Here is a 15224-nt window from a genome sequence, read left to right as displayed (position 1 = left end):
GCCGCATAGCGCGAGGATCGGTGCCGGGTCGGTGCCGGTCAAAGACCGTTATCGGGAGAAAGCTCTAGAAAAAAGAAAGAACTCGCGCAGCGTCGAGCCAAAGAAAAACGCCGCAAGCGAGAGCGCATTGCGGCGTGTATGGCGAGAAAACAGAATATTTTTGGGGAACGCTCGTGATCAGAACTTGGGCGACTCCTTCGGCGGTGTGTATGGGGTCTTGCCATCGCCGTAGAACCGCTTGCGCGTAGCCTCTGCGACTCGATTGCACAGCACGTCGCCAAGCCTGGCGCGATCAGTCTTGCACTGCTGGCGCAGCTCCTTTAGCCGTGCCGGATCGGCGGCCAGTTCCTCCACGGTCGGCACGTCGGCCTGCTTGGGAGTTTCCGATTGGCCGCAAGCGGTCAGTACCGCGACCAGCAGGAAAGGAATGGTCTTGTTCATGACTCGGGTTCCTCCAGGGGGTCGGCATCAAGCCTCGGGGTGGGCCTGCTGCCTTCGGGCGATTCGATGGCTTGCACGCGGTCGATGAAACGGGCGAGCATTTCCGAAGGCTCTCCTTCTGGGCGCAGCAAGTAGGTCGTCAGCAACGGTGCGCGGCCCGCCAGTGGCCGCGCCACCACGCCAGGTTCCTGGCTTGCCAAGATGTGCGCGTAGCCCGTCAGACCCAATGCGATGCCAGCGGACACCAGCGCCATCATCAGGTCGCAGGACGCCACCCGTTCGGCCACAAGCGGTTCCATGTCCACGCGGCGCAGCACACGATCAACCTGCCGCGCATGGCCTTCGCACGCCTGCGGATCGCAGAGCACCAGCGGATAGCGCAGCAGTTCTTCCAAGGGAATGCGTTTGTGCGCCAGCAGGGGATGCCGTGCCGGCACGGCCACCATCAGCGGATCACTCCATACCGGCTCGGCAATGAGGCCATCGCCGACCTCATCGGCGCGGGCAAAGCCCACGTCGTACAGGTCGCCGTGCAGTCCTTTGATCTGCTGCGACAGCGGCACCTCGAAGAAGCGGATTTCGACCTCGGGTTCTTCCTGCCGACATAGCGCCAGCAAAGCCGGCAGACGCGAGGGCGTCATGCCGTCGGAAAGGGCAATGCGAAGTTGACTGTGAAAGCCGTTGGCTGCGGCCTTCACGCTGTCGCGGGCTTGTTGCAAGGCAGAGAAGACACGCGGCACGTGCTCAAAGAAAAGCTTGCCCGCACGTGTCAGGCGTGTGCTGCGTGTTGTGCGTGCGAACAGCACCACGCCAAGTTCTTCTTCGAGTTCCTTGATGGCCCGAGACAGCGGCGATTGCTCAATGTGCAGTTTCTCCGCCGCACGGGCGAAGTGGAGTTCTTCGGCTACGGCAAGAAAGCAGCGAAGATGCCGAAGATCCATTGTTCACCTATTTATGAGTTCTTGCGCCCAAGAACGTGGGACGCCGCATCTGCCAGAGCATCCAGGCGATCCCCAGGCCCACGGCAACCGCACCAACCCAGGCCGTGCTGGTCAGCCCCATCGCCTCCAGGCTGGCCCCGCCCAGCAGCGAACCCAGCGCGATTCCGCCATTGAAGCCGGCGATATTCAGGCCAGCCGCAACTGCCGGTGCCTGCGGCGCGTGGACATGCGACAAGGCGATTACCCGCGCCTGCAAGGCAGGCACTGCCGCATAGGTCAGCGCACCCAACAAGCCCGTCAGAAGCACCATCAAGGGAAGCGACGGCGCCGATGCCCAGATCGCCAATAGCACCACGGCCAGGCCGACCAGGACGGTCATTACCGCATGATCGGCACCCTTGCGGTCGGCTAGGCGACCACCCCACACGTTGCCAACGGCAGCCATCACGCCATAGCCCAGCATTAGCAGGCTGCTGGTGCTCTCGGTGATCCGGGTGACTTGCAGCAGGATCGGCGATATGTACGTGTAGAGAGTGAAAGAACCCGCATACGCCAGCACCGTGATGCCTGCCCCGGCCAGCAGGCGCGGATTGAACATGGCTTTGAGGCCGTCCATCGCGTTGGCTTGTACCGAGGCATCTGCCCGATCCGTGGGCATCAGGACCAGCAGGCCCAGGAAGCCAATCGCGCCACTCGCGGCCACAGCCATGAAGATGACCTGCCAACTCAACACGCTGCCCAGATAGGTGCCGAGCGGCACGCCCAGCGCCAAGGCAAGCGTCAGGCCGCCGAAAACTACTGCCACCGCTGCACCTGCTCGATGCCGGCCGGCCAGTTGGGTGGCAACGCTGGATGCCACGGCTAGGAACACGCCATGCCCGAGGCCCGAGGCGAAGCGAGCAACCAGCATGGGTGTCAGTGCATCCGACAGACTGACCACCGCATTGCCCAGCGTGAACAGCCCCATTGCCACTAGCAGCAGGCGCTTGCGTGGCCAGCGGGTCGCCAGCGCGGTCAGGCCGGGCGCACCAATCACCGCGCCCAGCGCATAGGCGGTGACCGCCGTGCCGACTTGGCTGACACTGGCATGAAGGTCGGCGGAAATGGTGGATACCAGCCCGATGGTGACGAACTCGGTGAAGCCCAAGGCGAACGCGCAAAGCGCGAAGACGTAGATGACGAAAGGCATGCGCTCGTTCATGGCTTAGCCCCGATCCACGGCTGGCGCCGCCAGCAAAGGCAACATTGCTTCGGCGATGCCCTTGGCCGAGGCCGGGTTCTGGCCCGTCACCAGCCGGCCGCTCACCACCACCTGCGCCTGGAAATTCGGCGCAGGCACATGCCGGGCTCCGCGCGCCTGCAAGGCATCGGCCAGCAGGAACGGCACCGTGTCGTACAGGCCAACCGCGCGTTCCTCGTCGTTGGTGAAAGCGGATATGTCCTTGCCCGCGACCAGATAACGGCCATCGGAGAGTGTGAGGTTCACCAGTCCGGCCGGCCCGTGGCAGACCGCTGCAACTACGCCGCCGCGTTCGTAAACGCGCGCCCCTATAGCCGCCAGATCAGTGTTGTCCGGAAAGTCCCACATCGTCGCGTGGCCTCCTGCGTAAAAGATTGCCGAATAGGCATCGATATCGACCTGTGACGGCGCCAGCGTGGTTTCGGTGGCGCCGCGTAGCGCCGCATCGCTCCAGAACGCGGCATTGACCGGATCGTCCAGATCGAGCCCATCGACGTGGGCCTTGCCACCTTTGGGGCTGACGAAGTCGACGGCATAACCGGCTGCTGCCAGTACCGCATGCGGATGGGTAACTTCGGAAAGATAAAAACCGCTGGGTGCCGCATCGGTGGCATCGGCCGGCCCCTTGCGGTCATGGCTGGTCAAGACAAAAAGAACGCGCTGGGTCATCTGAAACTCCTGTCGGGGTGCGCTGCCGAGCACGCCCCGACAGGGGCATGACGACGGCAGCATGGGGGACAAAGAGTGTCAGTCTGGCGGAATTGGTATATCCTTTAAATGACCAAAATAGACAAACACTTTCTACGGAATGACCCAAATGGCTTTGCGCAATCTGGATGACCTTGCGGTGTTCGTGCATGTGGTGGACCGCCACAGTTTCTCCGCTGCCGCACGCGACCTGCACCTTGCGCCCAAGACGGTCAGCAAGCAGATCGCCCGGCTGGAACAGGCGCTGGGAACCACGCTGTTCGAGCGCAACACCCGCAACCTGCGCATCACCGGCGAAGGCCGCGCCATTGCCGAACGGGCGCGGGTCGCCCTGGCAGTGCTGGAAGAAGTGCAGGAGCTGGCGACCGGTGGCAGCCAGGAACTGAGCGGCACCATTCGTCTCACGGCCCCCACACCGTTCGGCCGCAAATTCGTGGCTCCGGCGATCCACGATTTCTGCCGCCTACATCCCAAGGTCGGTTTCGACCTGCGTCTGTCCGACCAAGTGCAGGATCTGTATAGCGGCGACTTGGACTTGGCGATCCGCATGGGTGAGTTGGCTGACTCGCGACTGGTGGCGCGGCGCGTGGCCGACAACCGGCGCATCCTGGCGGCATCTCCCGCCTACCTGAAGGCGCAGGGGCATCCCGAGCAGCCGGAGGAACTGGAACGGCATAACTGCCTGGTGTTCGCCTATCCGGGCCTGCTGCAAAGCACCTGGCCGCTGCGCAAAAACCGCCGGGAGAAACCCGTCGCGGTCAGCGGCACGTTGTGCAGCGACAGCGGTGACGTGCTACACGCATGGTGTCTGGCCGGGCTGGGCATCTCGCTGCGTGAAACCTGGGACATTCACGAGGAACTGCACGACGGGCGGCTGGTGCGCGTGCTGCCGGATTGGGAAGCCACGCCCTCGAAGATCAGCATTGTGCGGGCACGGCGTGAGCCCGTGCCGCGCCGGCTGACGGCGTTTAGCGACTTTCTGTTTGATCGCTGGCAGCAAGCACCGTGGGATCATTGATCTCATTACACACTGCTGGCTAATCCCAGGCATCACTATCGGCCGCTAAGCTTCGTAGAAAATCTCGTAGCCCATACCTTTGCGCTTAATGTGCGCAAATCCGAGTTCGCCCAGGTGCATCCCAGCGATCAGAAGTTTGTCCGAGCTAACAACATCCAACAGTTTGGATCGTGTTTCGGCGGAGAGAATCGGATCTTGGTCGAATGCAATGGACACGCCGGGACGAGCAATCTGGATCTGGGGGAAATGAACGATATCCCCCCAAACCAGCAGACTACGATCATGGGATTCGATGCGATAACCGGAATGACCTGCGGTATGTCCCAGAAGGGGCATCGCACTAATGCCAGGGAGAACTTCGCTATCAACAAACGTGCGCGTCTTCTCCCGATACTGATCGAACACCTTCCGGGCCAACAGAAAGTTGCCACGAGCACGCTCACTCGCTCGACTGAGATTGCTATCGTCCTCCCAGAAAGAAACCTCACGCTGGTGGATGACCAACTCTGCATCGGGAAAGGCCGCTTCCCCTGAAGAGTCAAGCAGCCCCCCAACATGGTCGGGATGTGCATGGGTCAGAAGAATGGTGTCAATGTCGGCGGGCTGCACGCCTGCGAGCGCGAGATTTGCCTTCAACTTGCCGCCCCACTGCTTGAAGCCGCCAGCCCCCGCGTCGATGAGGATCGTGCGGCCCCTTCCGCGCACCAGGTAACAGTTGATGTGGATCGCAGATGGGTCGCTCACGCCTGCGTCCTGCTGCAACCTAGACGCTTCCATGGGATCGATGTTGGAGAGAAGATCCAGACTTGCGGAAAGGTATCCGTCACTGATGGCGGTAATAGAAAACTCGCCGATCTGCTGGCCCGGAAATTTCATGTCGTTCATTGCGGTACTCCTTGCGCGTCATCAGTTCCGCGCGTAAATGGCGGGGGTTGGATAGCCGAAACAACGGATGCGCGCCGTCAGCCCTGTATGGCGCTTTATGGCCACATCCAATTGCGCCGTGAAGGCGTCCATGACCGATGGCGTTCTGAACGGTTCGAGGCGGTGCTTGATTTCCGCGTATGCAGGATGCCCGCGCCCCTGATGAACAGCGACGTAGATGACATGTACGTTGTCCAGCGCAGCCCGGAGGACGTCCGTGCAAAGCGCAGTGCATCGTTCGGTGAGTTCGGCCAGATTCGCTTCGGGCGGCATCTTTTCAGCCGGGATGAAGATCGTCAGGTTAGGCATGTCGGTTCTGCGCCTGCGCTTGGGGCCATGCGCCACTGCCACTGGTCAATTGCGCGGTCATTGGGGCATAGAGGTGCACGCCCTTCGGAAGGGTTTCCACACCGAGACTGATGGCGCTATCCAGCCTCGCCAGCCACCTGTTTTCAGGAAATTTCTCCAATGCGACGGCCTGCATCAGATCAGGCTTGAGCCCCATCTCGATGAGCGGCTCGGGACCGACTGCGCTCACGATCAGATGGTCTCCTTCACCGATGGCAGGCGCGCGTTCAAGGCCGCCATAAAGATTGCGGTGCCAATCGGTGATGTGCTGCTGCCAGCGTGCGAAGTTGCCCCCGCCCTTCTGGCGATACTCATCGCCCTCGAGCACAGCCAGACCGTCGATTGAGTGCATGGCAAGGTAGACGGGGCAGCCAGGGCTCAACGCCTTGAAGCGTTGCGAAGTATGGAATCCGCTCACGGAAATAAGCGCGGGCAGCTTTTCCAGGCTATAGAAATCATTCCACTCTGCTTCGCTGGTTGGGTCGGAAAAGCTGCACTCGACGGTATAGATCATGGATCACGCGCTACCGGACTTCTTGTGCGTCCGGCCCTCTTTGTTGATGTCTCGTCATGGTATGACCTTGATCTCGCTGCATAAAACGATTATTCGGTATGCTTCAGTGATAAAAGATCAAGCTAAGCTGGATCGCCATCTTCAAAAAGAGAACACTCATGCGAAGGAAGATCCCCAGCAGCACGGCACTGACCGCATTCGAAGCCGCCGCCCGCCACGGCAGTTTCGCGCGCGCGGCAGAGGAACTGTCTTTGACTGAAGGCGCGATCAGTCGCCAGATTGGGCGGCTCGAAGCCTTCCTCGGGGTCGCGCTGTTCGAGCGGGTCGGCAATCGTGTCCGACTCCTTCCCAACGGAGAGCGTTACGCGGTCCAGGTTCGCGAATCGCTTGACCGCCTGGATCGGGACAGTCAGTACCTGATGGGGCAGCCGAACGATGGCGCAAGCCTGGACATTGCCACTATCCCGACGTTCGCGATGCGATGGCTCATTCCTCGCTTGTCAAGATTCCAGCGGAAGCATCCGAACATCACGGTGCATCTTGCCGAGCGCATGGAGCCCTTCGTCCTGGCCGGGAGCGGATTCGATGCCGCCATTCATTTCGAGCACCCAGCGTGGACGGGAATGCGGACTCACCAGCTTTTGCATGAAGTGCTGGTTCCGGTTTGCCATCCTGAACTTCTGACAGGACGCAAACGAAAAACCGCACTGGACGAATTACCGCGCCTGCACCGACGACAGAACCCGGAAGCTTGGCTTCAGTACTCCCAAGAGACGGGAACCCCGCTGACCAATGCTGCAATTGGTGCACGCTATGACCTCCATGGAATGTTGATAGAAGCCGCATTGGCCGGCCTCGGTGTTGCGCTAGTACCGCGCCTCTACGTTGAAACCGAACTTGCGCTAGGAAATCTGGTGGCCCCGTGGCCAGAGGGGAAAACCATTTCCAAAACCTTCTGCCTCATCCTCCCCGAGCCCATCGGATTGAGCAGAGAGCCAATACAAGCGTTTGCTCAATGGCTGCTCGACGAAGCGAAAAAGGGAACAACGGTTGACTCGTAGGAAATATCTTTCCTCCATTGTTATCAGATAGACAGGCCACGTTGTCGCCCAATCTCCCATGACACCCCGCCGCCGCGCACCGTCGCGGCAAGGTGCTGCTCCAGCCGCCGCTCAATCACAGGCTTCCACGGCACCAGACTGAACCCCATGCCATCGTCCAGCATCGCGTAGCGCCCGCTGGCGAGCATGACCGAGCGCCGGTAGATGCCGGCCACGCGTTGCCCGTCCGTGACAGGCCGATGCTCCAGGCCGGTTTCGGCGGCAATGTCCTGTGCGGCCTTCGCCAGATCGCGCCCGCGCAGCGTCGCCAGCAGGTTGCGGGCGAGGATCACGCGCTGCCCGCGTCGCTCGGCTAACCCCTGTTCGGCCAAGAAGTCGGCGCGCTGCAGCAAAGCGTCCTTGGCCTCCCCGCCAAAGCCCAGGTCGCCCAGTCCCTTGCCGCCGCTGATTAACTGCTGATCCAGCCAGGTCGCGCCGATCACCCGCGCCTGCCGCTCGATCGGCAGGGGCGATTTCAGCTCCACGGCGACACCACCCAGTCGTTGCGCGTCGTACTGGCGGCCACGCTCGGGCAGGTCGTCCGGCACCTTCCATAGCCCTTCGGCCACGCGCTCGACGATGCCAGCCCGCCGCAGGGCTTCCAGCCGGCGAACATGGGCGGCGACCACTTCCTGCGGGTCACGTCCGGGCTTTGCTCGGCCTTGCTCGATCGCCAGGTGATGATCGGTGCGGTACAGGCCATCGCTGGCCAGCGCGGCGATGTTCTTGTCGGCCGCCCGCACCTCGGCGGAGCCGCGTACCTCCACCACGGCTCCGGTGGGATAGTTCGCCAACTCGTCGCGGGCGTTGAGCGCAACGTAGTGGGCCTTGCCGTCCACGCCGTCGATGACCAGATAACCCCGGTCGTGCAGCTCGTCGGCCAGCCCCTTGGCAGCCACGCGACCGACGATGCTGCGGCCGCTTCCATCTGCATCTTGGCCCGGGTCGAACACCGCCAGCTCACGCGGCCGGCCGCTCATGGCCCGCTGCATGGTGCGGATGATGTCGCCACGCTCGCCCAGGGCGCGCAAGGTCTTCTCGGCATCTGCATGGACGGCCCAGGTGCCCGGCTGCATCTCGTCAGCCAGGCCCAGGCGCTGCAAGCGCTGCAGGCGACCGATCAGCAGCAGGCGCTGGCGTTGCAGCCGGGGTTCGTTGAAGCGTTCGGTCTGCACCCGGCCATCCTCGCCGGCCTCTCGTTGCAGGGTGCGGTCGAGGCTCGTCCACCGCTCTTGCTCCACCTCGCGCTGCAAGGTCTGCTGGATCTCCAGTTCGGTGCGTGGCCCCAGCCATTCCGTCGCCAGTTCGGCGGCGCGATGGCGAAAGCCGTGGGCGATGTAGTCGCCCGCGATGATGAGATCTTTGCCGGTGTCGTCGCGCCCACGCACGATGAGGTGCGTATGCGGGTTGTCGGTGTTCCAGTGATCGACCGCCACCCAATCCAGCCGCGTCCCCAGGTCGGCTTCCATCCGGTTCACCAGATGCCGGGTATAGGTGCGCAGGTCGTCCAGCTCGGCGCCGTCTTCCGGTGAGACGATGAAGCGGAAATGATGCCGGTCGTCGGCGGCCCTCTCCTTGAAAGCGTCAAGGTCGGCTTCGTCGGTCTGCGGCCCGTAGGCCCGCCCAGGTTCGCCATCGCGGCCGGCGCCGTCGCGCTCGATGTAGCGCAGATGCTTGGCGAGCGATTGCGGGCTGGCATTGCGTTGATTGACCAGCAGGGTCTTGATCGTCACGCGCCGAGACATGGGAGTCAGCTTCGCCCCGGCGAAGCGCGCCGCCGTATGGCCGCGCCCCAGGCGCGAGCCGGGACGCTGGCCAGCGCGTGCGCCGCTGCCACCGGCTACGGAATAGCGCATCGAGGACTTGCCGCCGCTGGCCTTGCCAGCCTGCTTGAGCAACTTGGAAACGAAGCTCTGGCCCTGGCCTTTGCCCCGGTTTCTCGGGGCGCTGGGGCGCACCCGGAAATCGTCGTCGCGGCGATCGCTCATGACTGCGCCCCTCGTAAGTTCGGGCGTGTCCGATCGTGCGAAGCACGCGGACATGCCTGCATTGGCGCGAGTCTCGCGCTTGACACGGCACGGCGGCAAAGCCGCTGCGTGCCGTGTCTCCCCCATGTGCAGACTGCCTTTCGACGCGGCCAAGTGCCGCGTCCTTTTGTCTTGCCTTCCGCCTTTGCCCTTCGCTTTCGCTCCAGGCATCGGTGGTCCGGCGGTGCTGCGCTGCGCGCAGCCAGCCCGTCAGCGAACGCGGCCACGGCCACCGGCTGGGCGCGTTCGAGGGAAGACTTCTGCTCGCGGGAAGGCGCCGCCGGGTGTTGCGCGAAGTGCGGCGCGAATGCGCTAGCACTGCACGCGCGACGACACGGCGATGACCAGCGGAACAACATGCCCGATGGCACGATGAGATGCACAGGAGCGTGCAGCGAATCGGTGGCCATCATCGGTGCGTCTCCAGCCAGACCGGATGCGCAACACCGATCACGGTGGATGCAGCAATCGGCCCGAAATATCGGCTGTCGAACGATGCCGGATTGGTCACGCTCAACAAGAACAGTTCGCCAGGTTCAAGGCGGCGGCACTGCTTCCAGGATGGCAGCGGGCGGCCCAGCCGGTCGGCCCGAAGAACGGCTGCCGCAGGCACACCGTCGATGCGAACAATACCGTCAGTGATGCACACCTGTTGCGGCGACACGGCGCCCACACGCTTGAGCAACGGAACATGCGTCGGCAGGTAGCCACGCTGCGCAGCGAGCGCGGCGGCCTCGGCCGGCAGCGGGACAAGCACGATGCTGTCCACGGACAACCAACGTGGCAGCGAGGCGGTCTTGTGGTCGAGCGGATCGACGCGATACCAGCCGACAGCGACACTATCCGATGGGTTGTAGGTCAGTCGCGGCAGCGGCGACACGAAGGACGCCCAGGCGAGCGCGGCGAAGCCGACGGCAGTAAAGCCAGCCAGCACGATGCGCGAGCGCAGGCGAGAGCGAGGTCGCGGCGCGACGACAGGTGCGTAATCGGCCGTCATGGCAACGCCCTCCCGGCCAGCCAGGCGGCATGCCGCTCGGCGGTGTATTCGGGTAGCGGCAAGCGCGCAGCGAGCCGGTTGCCGAGCGTGCGCCAGTACGCGGGCGACACGGCAACTGGCGCGATGCCCAGCGCCTCGATGGCGTCGAGCTGAGCAAGCACGGCGCGCACGGCGGGTTCGCCTTCGACGTGCAGCAGCAACCGTGCGCCGGGCAGCACGCCGGGGATGCGCTGCGTCGCATCCAGCGACGTGCAAGCCTGCATCACCATGAGTTGCCAGCGGGTCGTGCCGTAGTCGTTGGCATGCCAGCGGATGCGGCAGAACAGCGCGCCCGGCAGGAACACCGCGCAACGCCGCCAGCGGTCGAGCCGGACGGTGCGCGCTGGCTCGCCGAAGCGCAGGTAAATGTCGATGCGCTGCTCGATGTAGGCAAGCGATACGCGGGTCAGCGGTGCGGCGCCGGGCTGGCTGGCGAGCACCGCGAGCGAAGGCGCATCCGCGCTGGTTGTGGCAGCCGTGGCCACCGAAGATTGCACGTTCATTGAGGATTCTCCGGGAACTCGCGTTCCAGCAGTGCGCGCAGCAGCTCGGCCACCGTCACGCCACGAGTGAAGGCCGACACCTTGATGCGCGCCCGCATCGCGGGCGTGATGTCGAGCGTCAGGCGCGCGGTATAGAGGTCACCCTTTTGCAAAGCGTCGGCGTCGCCCTGGCGAATCCACGCCTCGGCGTGGGGGTTCGCCGGCGGACGCGCGCCGATGCCGATGCGTTTGCCGCGCGTGCTCGTCATGTCGGCCACCGCAGCAGTTCATCGGTAAGCGCGGCGATCTCGCGCGCGGCGGCGCTGTCGGGTGCTATCTCGCGGGCGAGCCGGCCGGCGGCTACGCTGTCGGCGAAGACGATGCGTTGATGCACTTCCGAGCGCAGCGCCGGTAGCGGCTGTTCGGCCAGCGACTGCCGCGCCTCCCGACCGATGATGGTGGTGCTGACGCGCCGGTTGATGACGAAGGCCGCGCGTAACGCAGGCCGGAACACCTGCGCCTCGCGGATCAGCGCCACCATCTCGGCACTGGCCCACAGGTCGTAGGGGCTGGGTTGCACCGGGATCAGCACACGTTCGGCCGCCAGCAGCGCGGAGCGCGCCAAGGCGGCGATCCTGGGCGGCCCGTCGATAATGACGTGATCGGCCTGTCTGGCGAGTTCTGGCGCTTCTTGGTGCAGTGTTTCACGGGCGAGGCCCACGGCGCTGAACAGCCGGGGCAAGCCCTGCTGGCTTCTGCGCTGCGTCCAGTCCAGTGACGAGCCCTGCGGGTCGGCATCCAACAGGACTACGTGCTGGCCGCGCAAGGCCAGTTCCCCGGCGATATGAGTGGCGAGCGTGGTCTTGCCCACCCCGCCTTTCTGGTTGAGCAAGGCGACGATCATGGCGCAGCCCTCCAGCCTGGAAGGCCGGGCGGTTTTTGCCGCGCCGAACCGGATGATTTTTTTGGTTCTTTCTGGCTGATTTTTCGGCCTGCGGCAGTTGTCCACCGCAATGCTGTTTCTCTACCAATAGTTAGAGAATTTAAGTTAGTGATGTTAGAGGGCGCGCCCCCCCCCGCCGTTACTGGCTTTCCGGCGTTTTCGTACTCCTGATAGCACGATAGGCGTACTCCCGATAGCACGACATCCCTGACTCCTGATAGCACGACCCCATCCACAGCTTGTCCCGCTGTTATCCCCGTGCCGTCTGCGACACGGGCCGAAAAGTCAGCAATTCCATGTCGTCCTCGGGAATCCGCACGATGCCGAGCTCGTACCCCGGCAGAGATTGCCGGGCGACCAGCGCCCGCAGGTCGTAGGCGAAATCTGAAAACCGCGTGCTGCTGCCCGACTTGCGGTGAAGATGCCGGAAGTCGAACTGCCAGCCATATTCCTGCCTGCCGCCGTGCTTCCGCACCAGGCGGTACAGCCAGCGCTCGATGCCACCCGTGAGCCGGAAGTAAGTCGGGTCGATGGTCAGCACCAGAGCAGTGTCCAGCACGGCGGCATAGAACCAGTCCGGCAGGATCAGCTCGATGCCCAGTGGCGTGCCTCTGGCATCGGCCAGTTCCTTCCACTCGTTGATCCAGGAGAAGCGGTGCAGCCGCCTTCCCGTGGTTTCGCGGATGGACGTGGCCACCGTGGTCGATTGCAGCCGATCCAGCGCAGCCTTGAGACGCTGGTAATCGCGCAACGACTTGCCGCGTCCGATGAAGCGCAGGATCTCGTAGGGCGTGGCCTGCATCCGCCGGGACGGCTGGATGCCCGCGTCCTTGGCCTCGACGATCTGGCTGGCAGCCCAGATCAGGATGTCGGCATCCCAGATGGTGGCAATGCCATGTTCCTGCGTGCCCTCCACGCATATGGTGATATTGCCGCTGCGAAAGTCGATCGGCGCCGTGCGCCGCGACTTCGCCAGCGAGAAAAATGGATAGGCCATCAAGTCCTGGGCATCGCGCGGTGCCATGTCGTCGCTCGGTAGTGCGCGGAACAGGTCGAGCTGTTCGCGCTGCTGCAAGGCGTGCCCTGATGGGCGGGACATGGCGATGGCCACCGGCGATGCGCAGATCAGCGCGCACGGCTGTCAGCCGAGTGGTGTTCGGCGTATTCGGGATCGGAGGTCGTCTCGAAGCTGCGCGTTTCCGCCCAAGCATTGAGGTCAGCCACAGCGTACATGACGCGGCGGCCGAACTTACGGAACTTCGGCCCGCCACCGATCACGCGCTGTTTCTCCAATGTGCGAGGTGAGAGCCGCAGGTAATCGGCGGCTTCATCGTTGGTCAGGTAACGCTGAGGTTGCGCGGGTATGGCAACGGGAGCGGCGGCAGGCCGCAACGGAGCGGGTCGCATGGGATGTACCTCCATCAAGCCCAGCCACACAGCGCGACCGGATGGAGGCAGTCTCAAGAAAGCCAGGGCTCTTGCTCAGGGACGTTTTGCAGAGGATGCGAAACGTCCCTCCCATTCGACGGAGCAAGCGGAAGCTGTGCCAGACGGCGATAACCACCGCCCATCAATTCATCACCCCGGCGCACCAGCCGCCGCACTCGGGCGCGCAAAGCGCTGTCGGCATGCCAGTCGGCAGCAACGGCATCCGCGCCAAATAGTCCTTCGGCCACCTCGCGCAAAGAGGCGCCCGCTAGGGTCGCGTCCAGTGCCTGGAGCGTATGCAGTTCAAGCAATGCTGATAGCGGCGGCCGCGGGCGAACAGCAACCAAAGGTGAGGTATCGGCTGCTAAGGCAATCTTGTCCAACTCGCTGGCCAGGTTCGCATAGCGTTCGCAAGGCTCTGTGCAGGCCCGGATGACATAGGCGTAGGGCATGCCATCGGCCAAGCCTGGCCCGAGCACGAAGCGCAGGCAGCAGCCGGGCCAGCGCACCACCAACACCAGGCGCTTGCCGTCATGGATCAGGTGTTTGTGGCCCGGCAGCTTCCAGAATTCAAAGCACAGGGCATCGGGCGGCGGATCGGCATCTGGATAGAGCTGCACCACAGTATCGTGATCGGGAAACCAGGCCGGGTGCGCGTCCCGTGCATCCAAAGCTGGGTCTTCCAGCAGACGCAGCCCCCAGAGTTGCGCAGCACCCGGATGACGGCGGCGATGTAGCCAGTCGTGCCGGTAGTCGGGATGGCGGCGCAGATACTCCCAGGCCAGCACCGGGCCATCCAGATGCAGAACGTAGAGATAGGCCGCCGTGGCATACCACGGCTCGGCACTGCGATCAGCCATGAGGCAACCTCCCTGTGCTGGGGATGCGTCGCCACGGCGAAACGGTGTGCTACGAGACCATCGTCAAAACGTAATGGATGAAGCGTGAACTGGCAGTGTCAAGACTGATGGGCCCAGTGCGTTGCTGAAATCGTCCGAGTGCGACGGCGGCTACGCACCCAAATGGCATGCCGCGTCGGACAGCTTGCCGCAACCCTCACCCGGCATCATGACCGTTTCGATCAAGCACGCACCGCGTCGGCGCAATACTGCCAATTAAGACCGAACGCGTCATAGACCAGACCGAAATAGATACAGTGCGCCCCGTTTGGCGGTGGTACTCAATCGGTGATCGAGCCGTTTTCTTCGGCCAGCCGCAGGTATTGCGATAGCCGCCGCACCGGTTGGAAGTAGCGATCCCGCATCACCGACTGCTTGCGTGGCCCGACGATGGCGGCCAGGTCGGACAATTTCGCCGTTCCCAGCGCAGGCATTCCAATCCCCAGGTCGATCAGGCCGTGGGCCGAGTCGCCATCGGCTGGGTCAAGCGATGCCAGCAGCCAAGTGGCATGAGCATCCGGGGTGAATAGGCGCACCACGGGAGGCGGGTCGGTGTCCTGCCCGGCGGCTCTGGCCTGGCCGTTAGCCAGCAAGCGCGTGCGCTCGTAGGCGGTGATGAGCAGGGTCATGACTGTACTTCCACGGATGTACGGAGCATCAGAGACGCTTTTCTGTCCTTGAACGGAAGCACTGATGAGCACGCACACGCACTCTCAGAAGCGCAAAGGAACGAACACGCATTGGCGGAAGTCGGGAAAGACACGGATCAGGCTCTCCGCTTTTGAAGAAAGCCGCAGATGCGGATTTCAGTAAAGACACAAATACAAGTGAAGATCAGATGAATGAGTTAAATATAACGTGGTTTTAATTTCTCTGCGAGTCGACGCTTCTGTTCATGCAGAAGCGAACCATCCAGCGCGGCCGACCAGCCGGCTCCACCACCTTCGACGCCGAGCTAGCCCAGGCCTTCGGCGCGGCGGTGCGCGCGCTGCGAACGGAGCGCGGCATTGCCCAGGAAACGCTGGCAAACTTGGCTGGCATTGAGCGCTCGCACATGGGCAAGATCGAACGTGGCGAGCATGCGCCTAGTCTGGCGATCATCTTCAAGATCGCACGAGCATTGGAGAGCAGTCCCGGTGTATTGATGACCGAGACCGAACTCAGAATTCAGTAAA

At 63.3% G+C, this 15224-nt stretch carries 19 protein-coding genes; 3 read left to right on the top strand and 16 right to left on the bottom strand.

The features are described 5' to 3' along the window. Positions 1-177: 177 nt before the first annotated feature. Genes LOY33_RS05445 through LOY33_RS05430 form a run of 4 tightly spaced genes read right to left on the bottom strand, consistent with a single transcriptional unit; the run spans position 178 to position 3291 of the window. Positions 178-441, bottom strand: coding sequence for an EexN family lipoprotein (locus LOY33_RS05445; RefSeq protein ID WP_258662157.1), 264 nt, complete (start codon positions 439-441; stop codon positions 178-180). Next, positions 438-1382, bottom strand: coding sequence for a LysR family transcriptional regulator (locus tag LOY33_RS05440; RefSeq protein WP_258662156.1), 945 nt, complete (start codon positions 1380-1382; stop codon positions 438-440). The genes LOY33_RS05445 and LOY33_RS05440 overlap by 4 nt, the downstream gene beginning before the upstream one ends. 7 nt (positions 1383-1389) lie before the next feature. Next, positions 1390-2583 (bottom strand): MFS transporter, encoded by a 1194-nt coding sequence (locus LOY33_RS05435; RefSeq protein WP_258662155.1) that lies wholly within the window; start codon positions 2581-2583, stop codon positions 1390-1392. A 3-nt stretch (positions 2584-2586) separates the two neighbouring features. Continuing rightward, on the bottom strand, positions 2587-3291 hold the full coding sequence (locus LOY33_RS05430) for a type 1 glutamine amidotransferase domain-containing protein (protein WP_258662154.1): 705 nt from the start codon (positions 3289-3291) through the stop codon (positions 2587-2589). 148 nt (positions 3292-3439) lie between these two features. On the opposite strand from LOY33_RS05430, the gene LOY33_RS05425 reads away from it, so the two are divergent. Further along, entirely contained in the window at positions 3440-4348 is a 909-nt protein-coding gene (locus LOY33_RS05425; RefSeq protein WP_258662153.1) for a LysR family transcriptional regulator, read from the top strand. A 45-nt stretch (positions 4349-4393) separates the two neighbouring features. Here LOY33_RS05425 and LOY33_RS05420 read toward each other — a convergent pair whose 3' ends face one another. The 3 genes from LOY33_RS05420 to LOY33_RS05410 are packed head-to-tail and all read right to left on the bottom strand — an operon-like array spanning position 4394 to position 6134. Beyond that, entirely contained in the window at positions 4394-5233 is an 840-nt protein-coding gene (locus LOY33_RS05420) for an MBL fold metallo-hydrolase (protein WP_258662152.1), read from the bottom strand. Positions 5234-5254: 21 nt separating this feature from the next. After that, complete coding sequence (locus tag LOY33_RS05415) at positions 5255-5581, bottom strand: hypothetical protein (protein WP_258662151.1); 327 nt, start codon at positions 5579-5581, stop codon at positions 5255-5257. Next, entirely contained in the window at positions 5574-6134 is a 561-nt protein-coding gene (locus LOY33_RS05410; RefSeq protein WP_258662150.1) for a sugar ABC transporter, read from the bottom strand. The genes LOY33_RS05415 and LOY33_RS05410 overlap by 8 nt, the downstream gene beginning before the upstream one ends. A 158-nt stretch (positions 6135-6292) precedes the next feature. Between LOY33_RS05410 and LOY33_RS05405 the strand changes: the two genes are divergently transcribed. Further along, a complete protein-coding gene (locus tag LOY33_RS05405) occupies positions 6293-7195 on the top strand; it encodes a LysR substrate-binding domain-containing protein (protein WP_258662149.1) in 903 nt (300 codons plus the stop codon). A gap of 23 nt (positions 7196-7218) precedes the next feature. Here LOY33_RS05405 and LOY33_RS05400 read toward each other — a convergent pair whose 3' ends face one another. The 9 genes from LOY33_RS05400 to LOY33_RS05360 form a co-directional block, all read right to left on the bottom strand. Beyond that, entirely contained in the window at positions 7219-9222 is a 2004-nt protein-coding gene (locus LOY33_RS05400) for a relaxase/mobilization nuclease and DUF3363 domain-containing protein (RefSeq protein ID WP_258662148.1), read from the bottom strand. A gap of 448 nt (positions 9223-9670) precedes the next feature. Next, positions 9671-10258, bottom strand: a complete 588-nt coding sequence (locus LOY33_RS05395; RefSeq protein WP_258662147.1) for a S26 family signal peptidase — start codon at positions 10256-10258, stop codon at positions 9671-9673. Beyond that, positions 10255-10800 (bottom strand): DUF2840 domain-containing protein, encoded by a 546-nt coding sequence (locus LOY33_RS05390; RefSeq protein ID WP_258662146.1) that lies wholly within the window; start codon positions 10798-10800, stop codon positions 10255-10257. The genes LOY33_RS05395 and LOY33_RS05390 overlap by 4 nt, the downstream gene beginning before the upstream one ends. Continuing rightward, entirely contained in the window at positions 10797-11048 is a 252-nt protein-coding gene (locus tag LOY33_RS05385) for a chromosome partitioning protein ParB (protein WP_247315441.1), read from the bottom strand. Before LOY33_RS05385 ends, LOY33_RS05390 begins: the two co-directional genes overlap by 4 nt. Further along, positions 11045-11683, bottom strand: coding sequence for a ParA family partition ATPase (parA, locus tag LOY33_RS05380; RefSeq protein WP_258662145.1), 639 nt, complete (start codon positions 11681-11683; stop codon positions 11045-11047). Before parA ends, LOY33_RS05385 begins: the two co-directional genes overlap by 4 nt. A gap of 289 nt (positions 11684-11972) precedes the next feature. Beyond that, positions 11973-12821: a replication initiator protein A gene (locus tag LOY33_RS05375; RefSeq protein WP_258662144.1), complete on the bottom strand. Its 849-nt coding sequence runs from the start codon at positions 12819-12821 to the stop codon at positions 11973-11975. Between the two features lie 26 nt (positions 12822-12847). Continuing rightward, a complete protein-coding gene (locus LOY33_RS05370) occupies positions 12848-13129 on the bottom strand; it encodes a helix-turn-helix domain-containing protein (RefSeq protein ID WP_258662143.1) in 282 nt (93 codons plus the stop codon). Positions 13130-13182: 53 nt separating this feature from the next. Further along, the gene (locus tag LOY33_RS05365; protein ID WP_258662142.1) at positions 13183-14010 is read right to left on the bottom strand and encodes a DUF2285 domain-containing protein; all 828 of its coding nucleotides are present in this window, start codon (positions 14008-14010) and stop codon (positions 13183-13185) included. A 320-nt stretch (positions 14011-14330) separates the two neighbouring features. Beyond that, positions 14331-14678 carry a DUF2958 domain-containing protein gene (locus LOY33_RS05360; protein WP_258662141.1) on the bottom strand — a complete coding sequence of 116 codons (348 nt, stop codon included), beginning with the start codon at positions 14676-14678 and terminating at the stop codon, positions 14331-14333. Between the two features lie 266 nt (positions 14679-14944). On the opposite strand from LOY33_RS05360, the gene LOY33_RS05355 reads away from it, so the two are divergent. Then, positions 14945-15223 (top strand): helix-turn-helix domain-containing protein, encoded by a 279-nt coding sequence (locus tag LOY33_RS05355; protein WP_258662140.1) that lies wholly within the window; start codon positions 14945-14947, stop codon positions 15221-15223. Position 15224 lies beyond the last annotated feature (1 nt).

Origin of the sequence: Pseudomonas sp. B21-036 (assembly GCF_024748925.1) — a bacterium.
In the GTDB taxonomy this organism is placed as follows: Bacteria; Pseudomonadota; Gammaproteobacteria; order Pseudomonadales; family Pseudomonadaceae; genus Aquipseudomonas; species Aquipseudomonas palmensis.
This window is presented reverse-complemented; position numbering and strand designations above follow the sequence as displayed.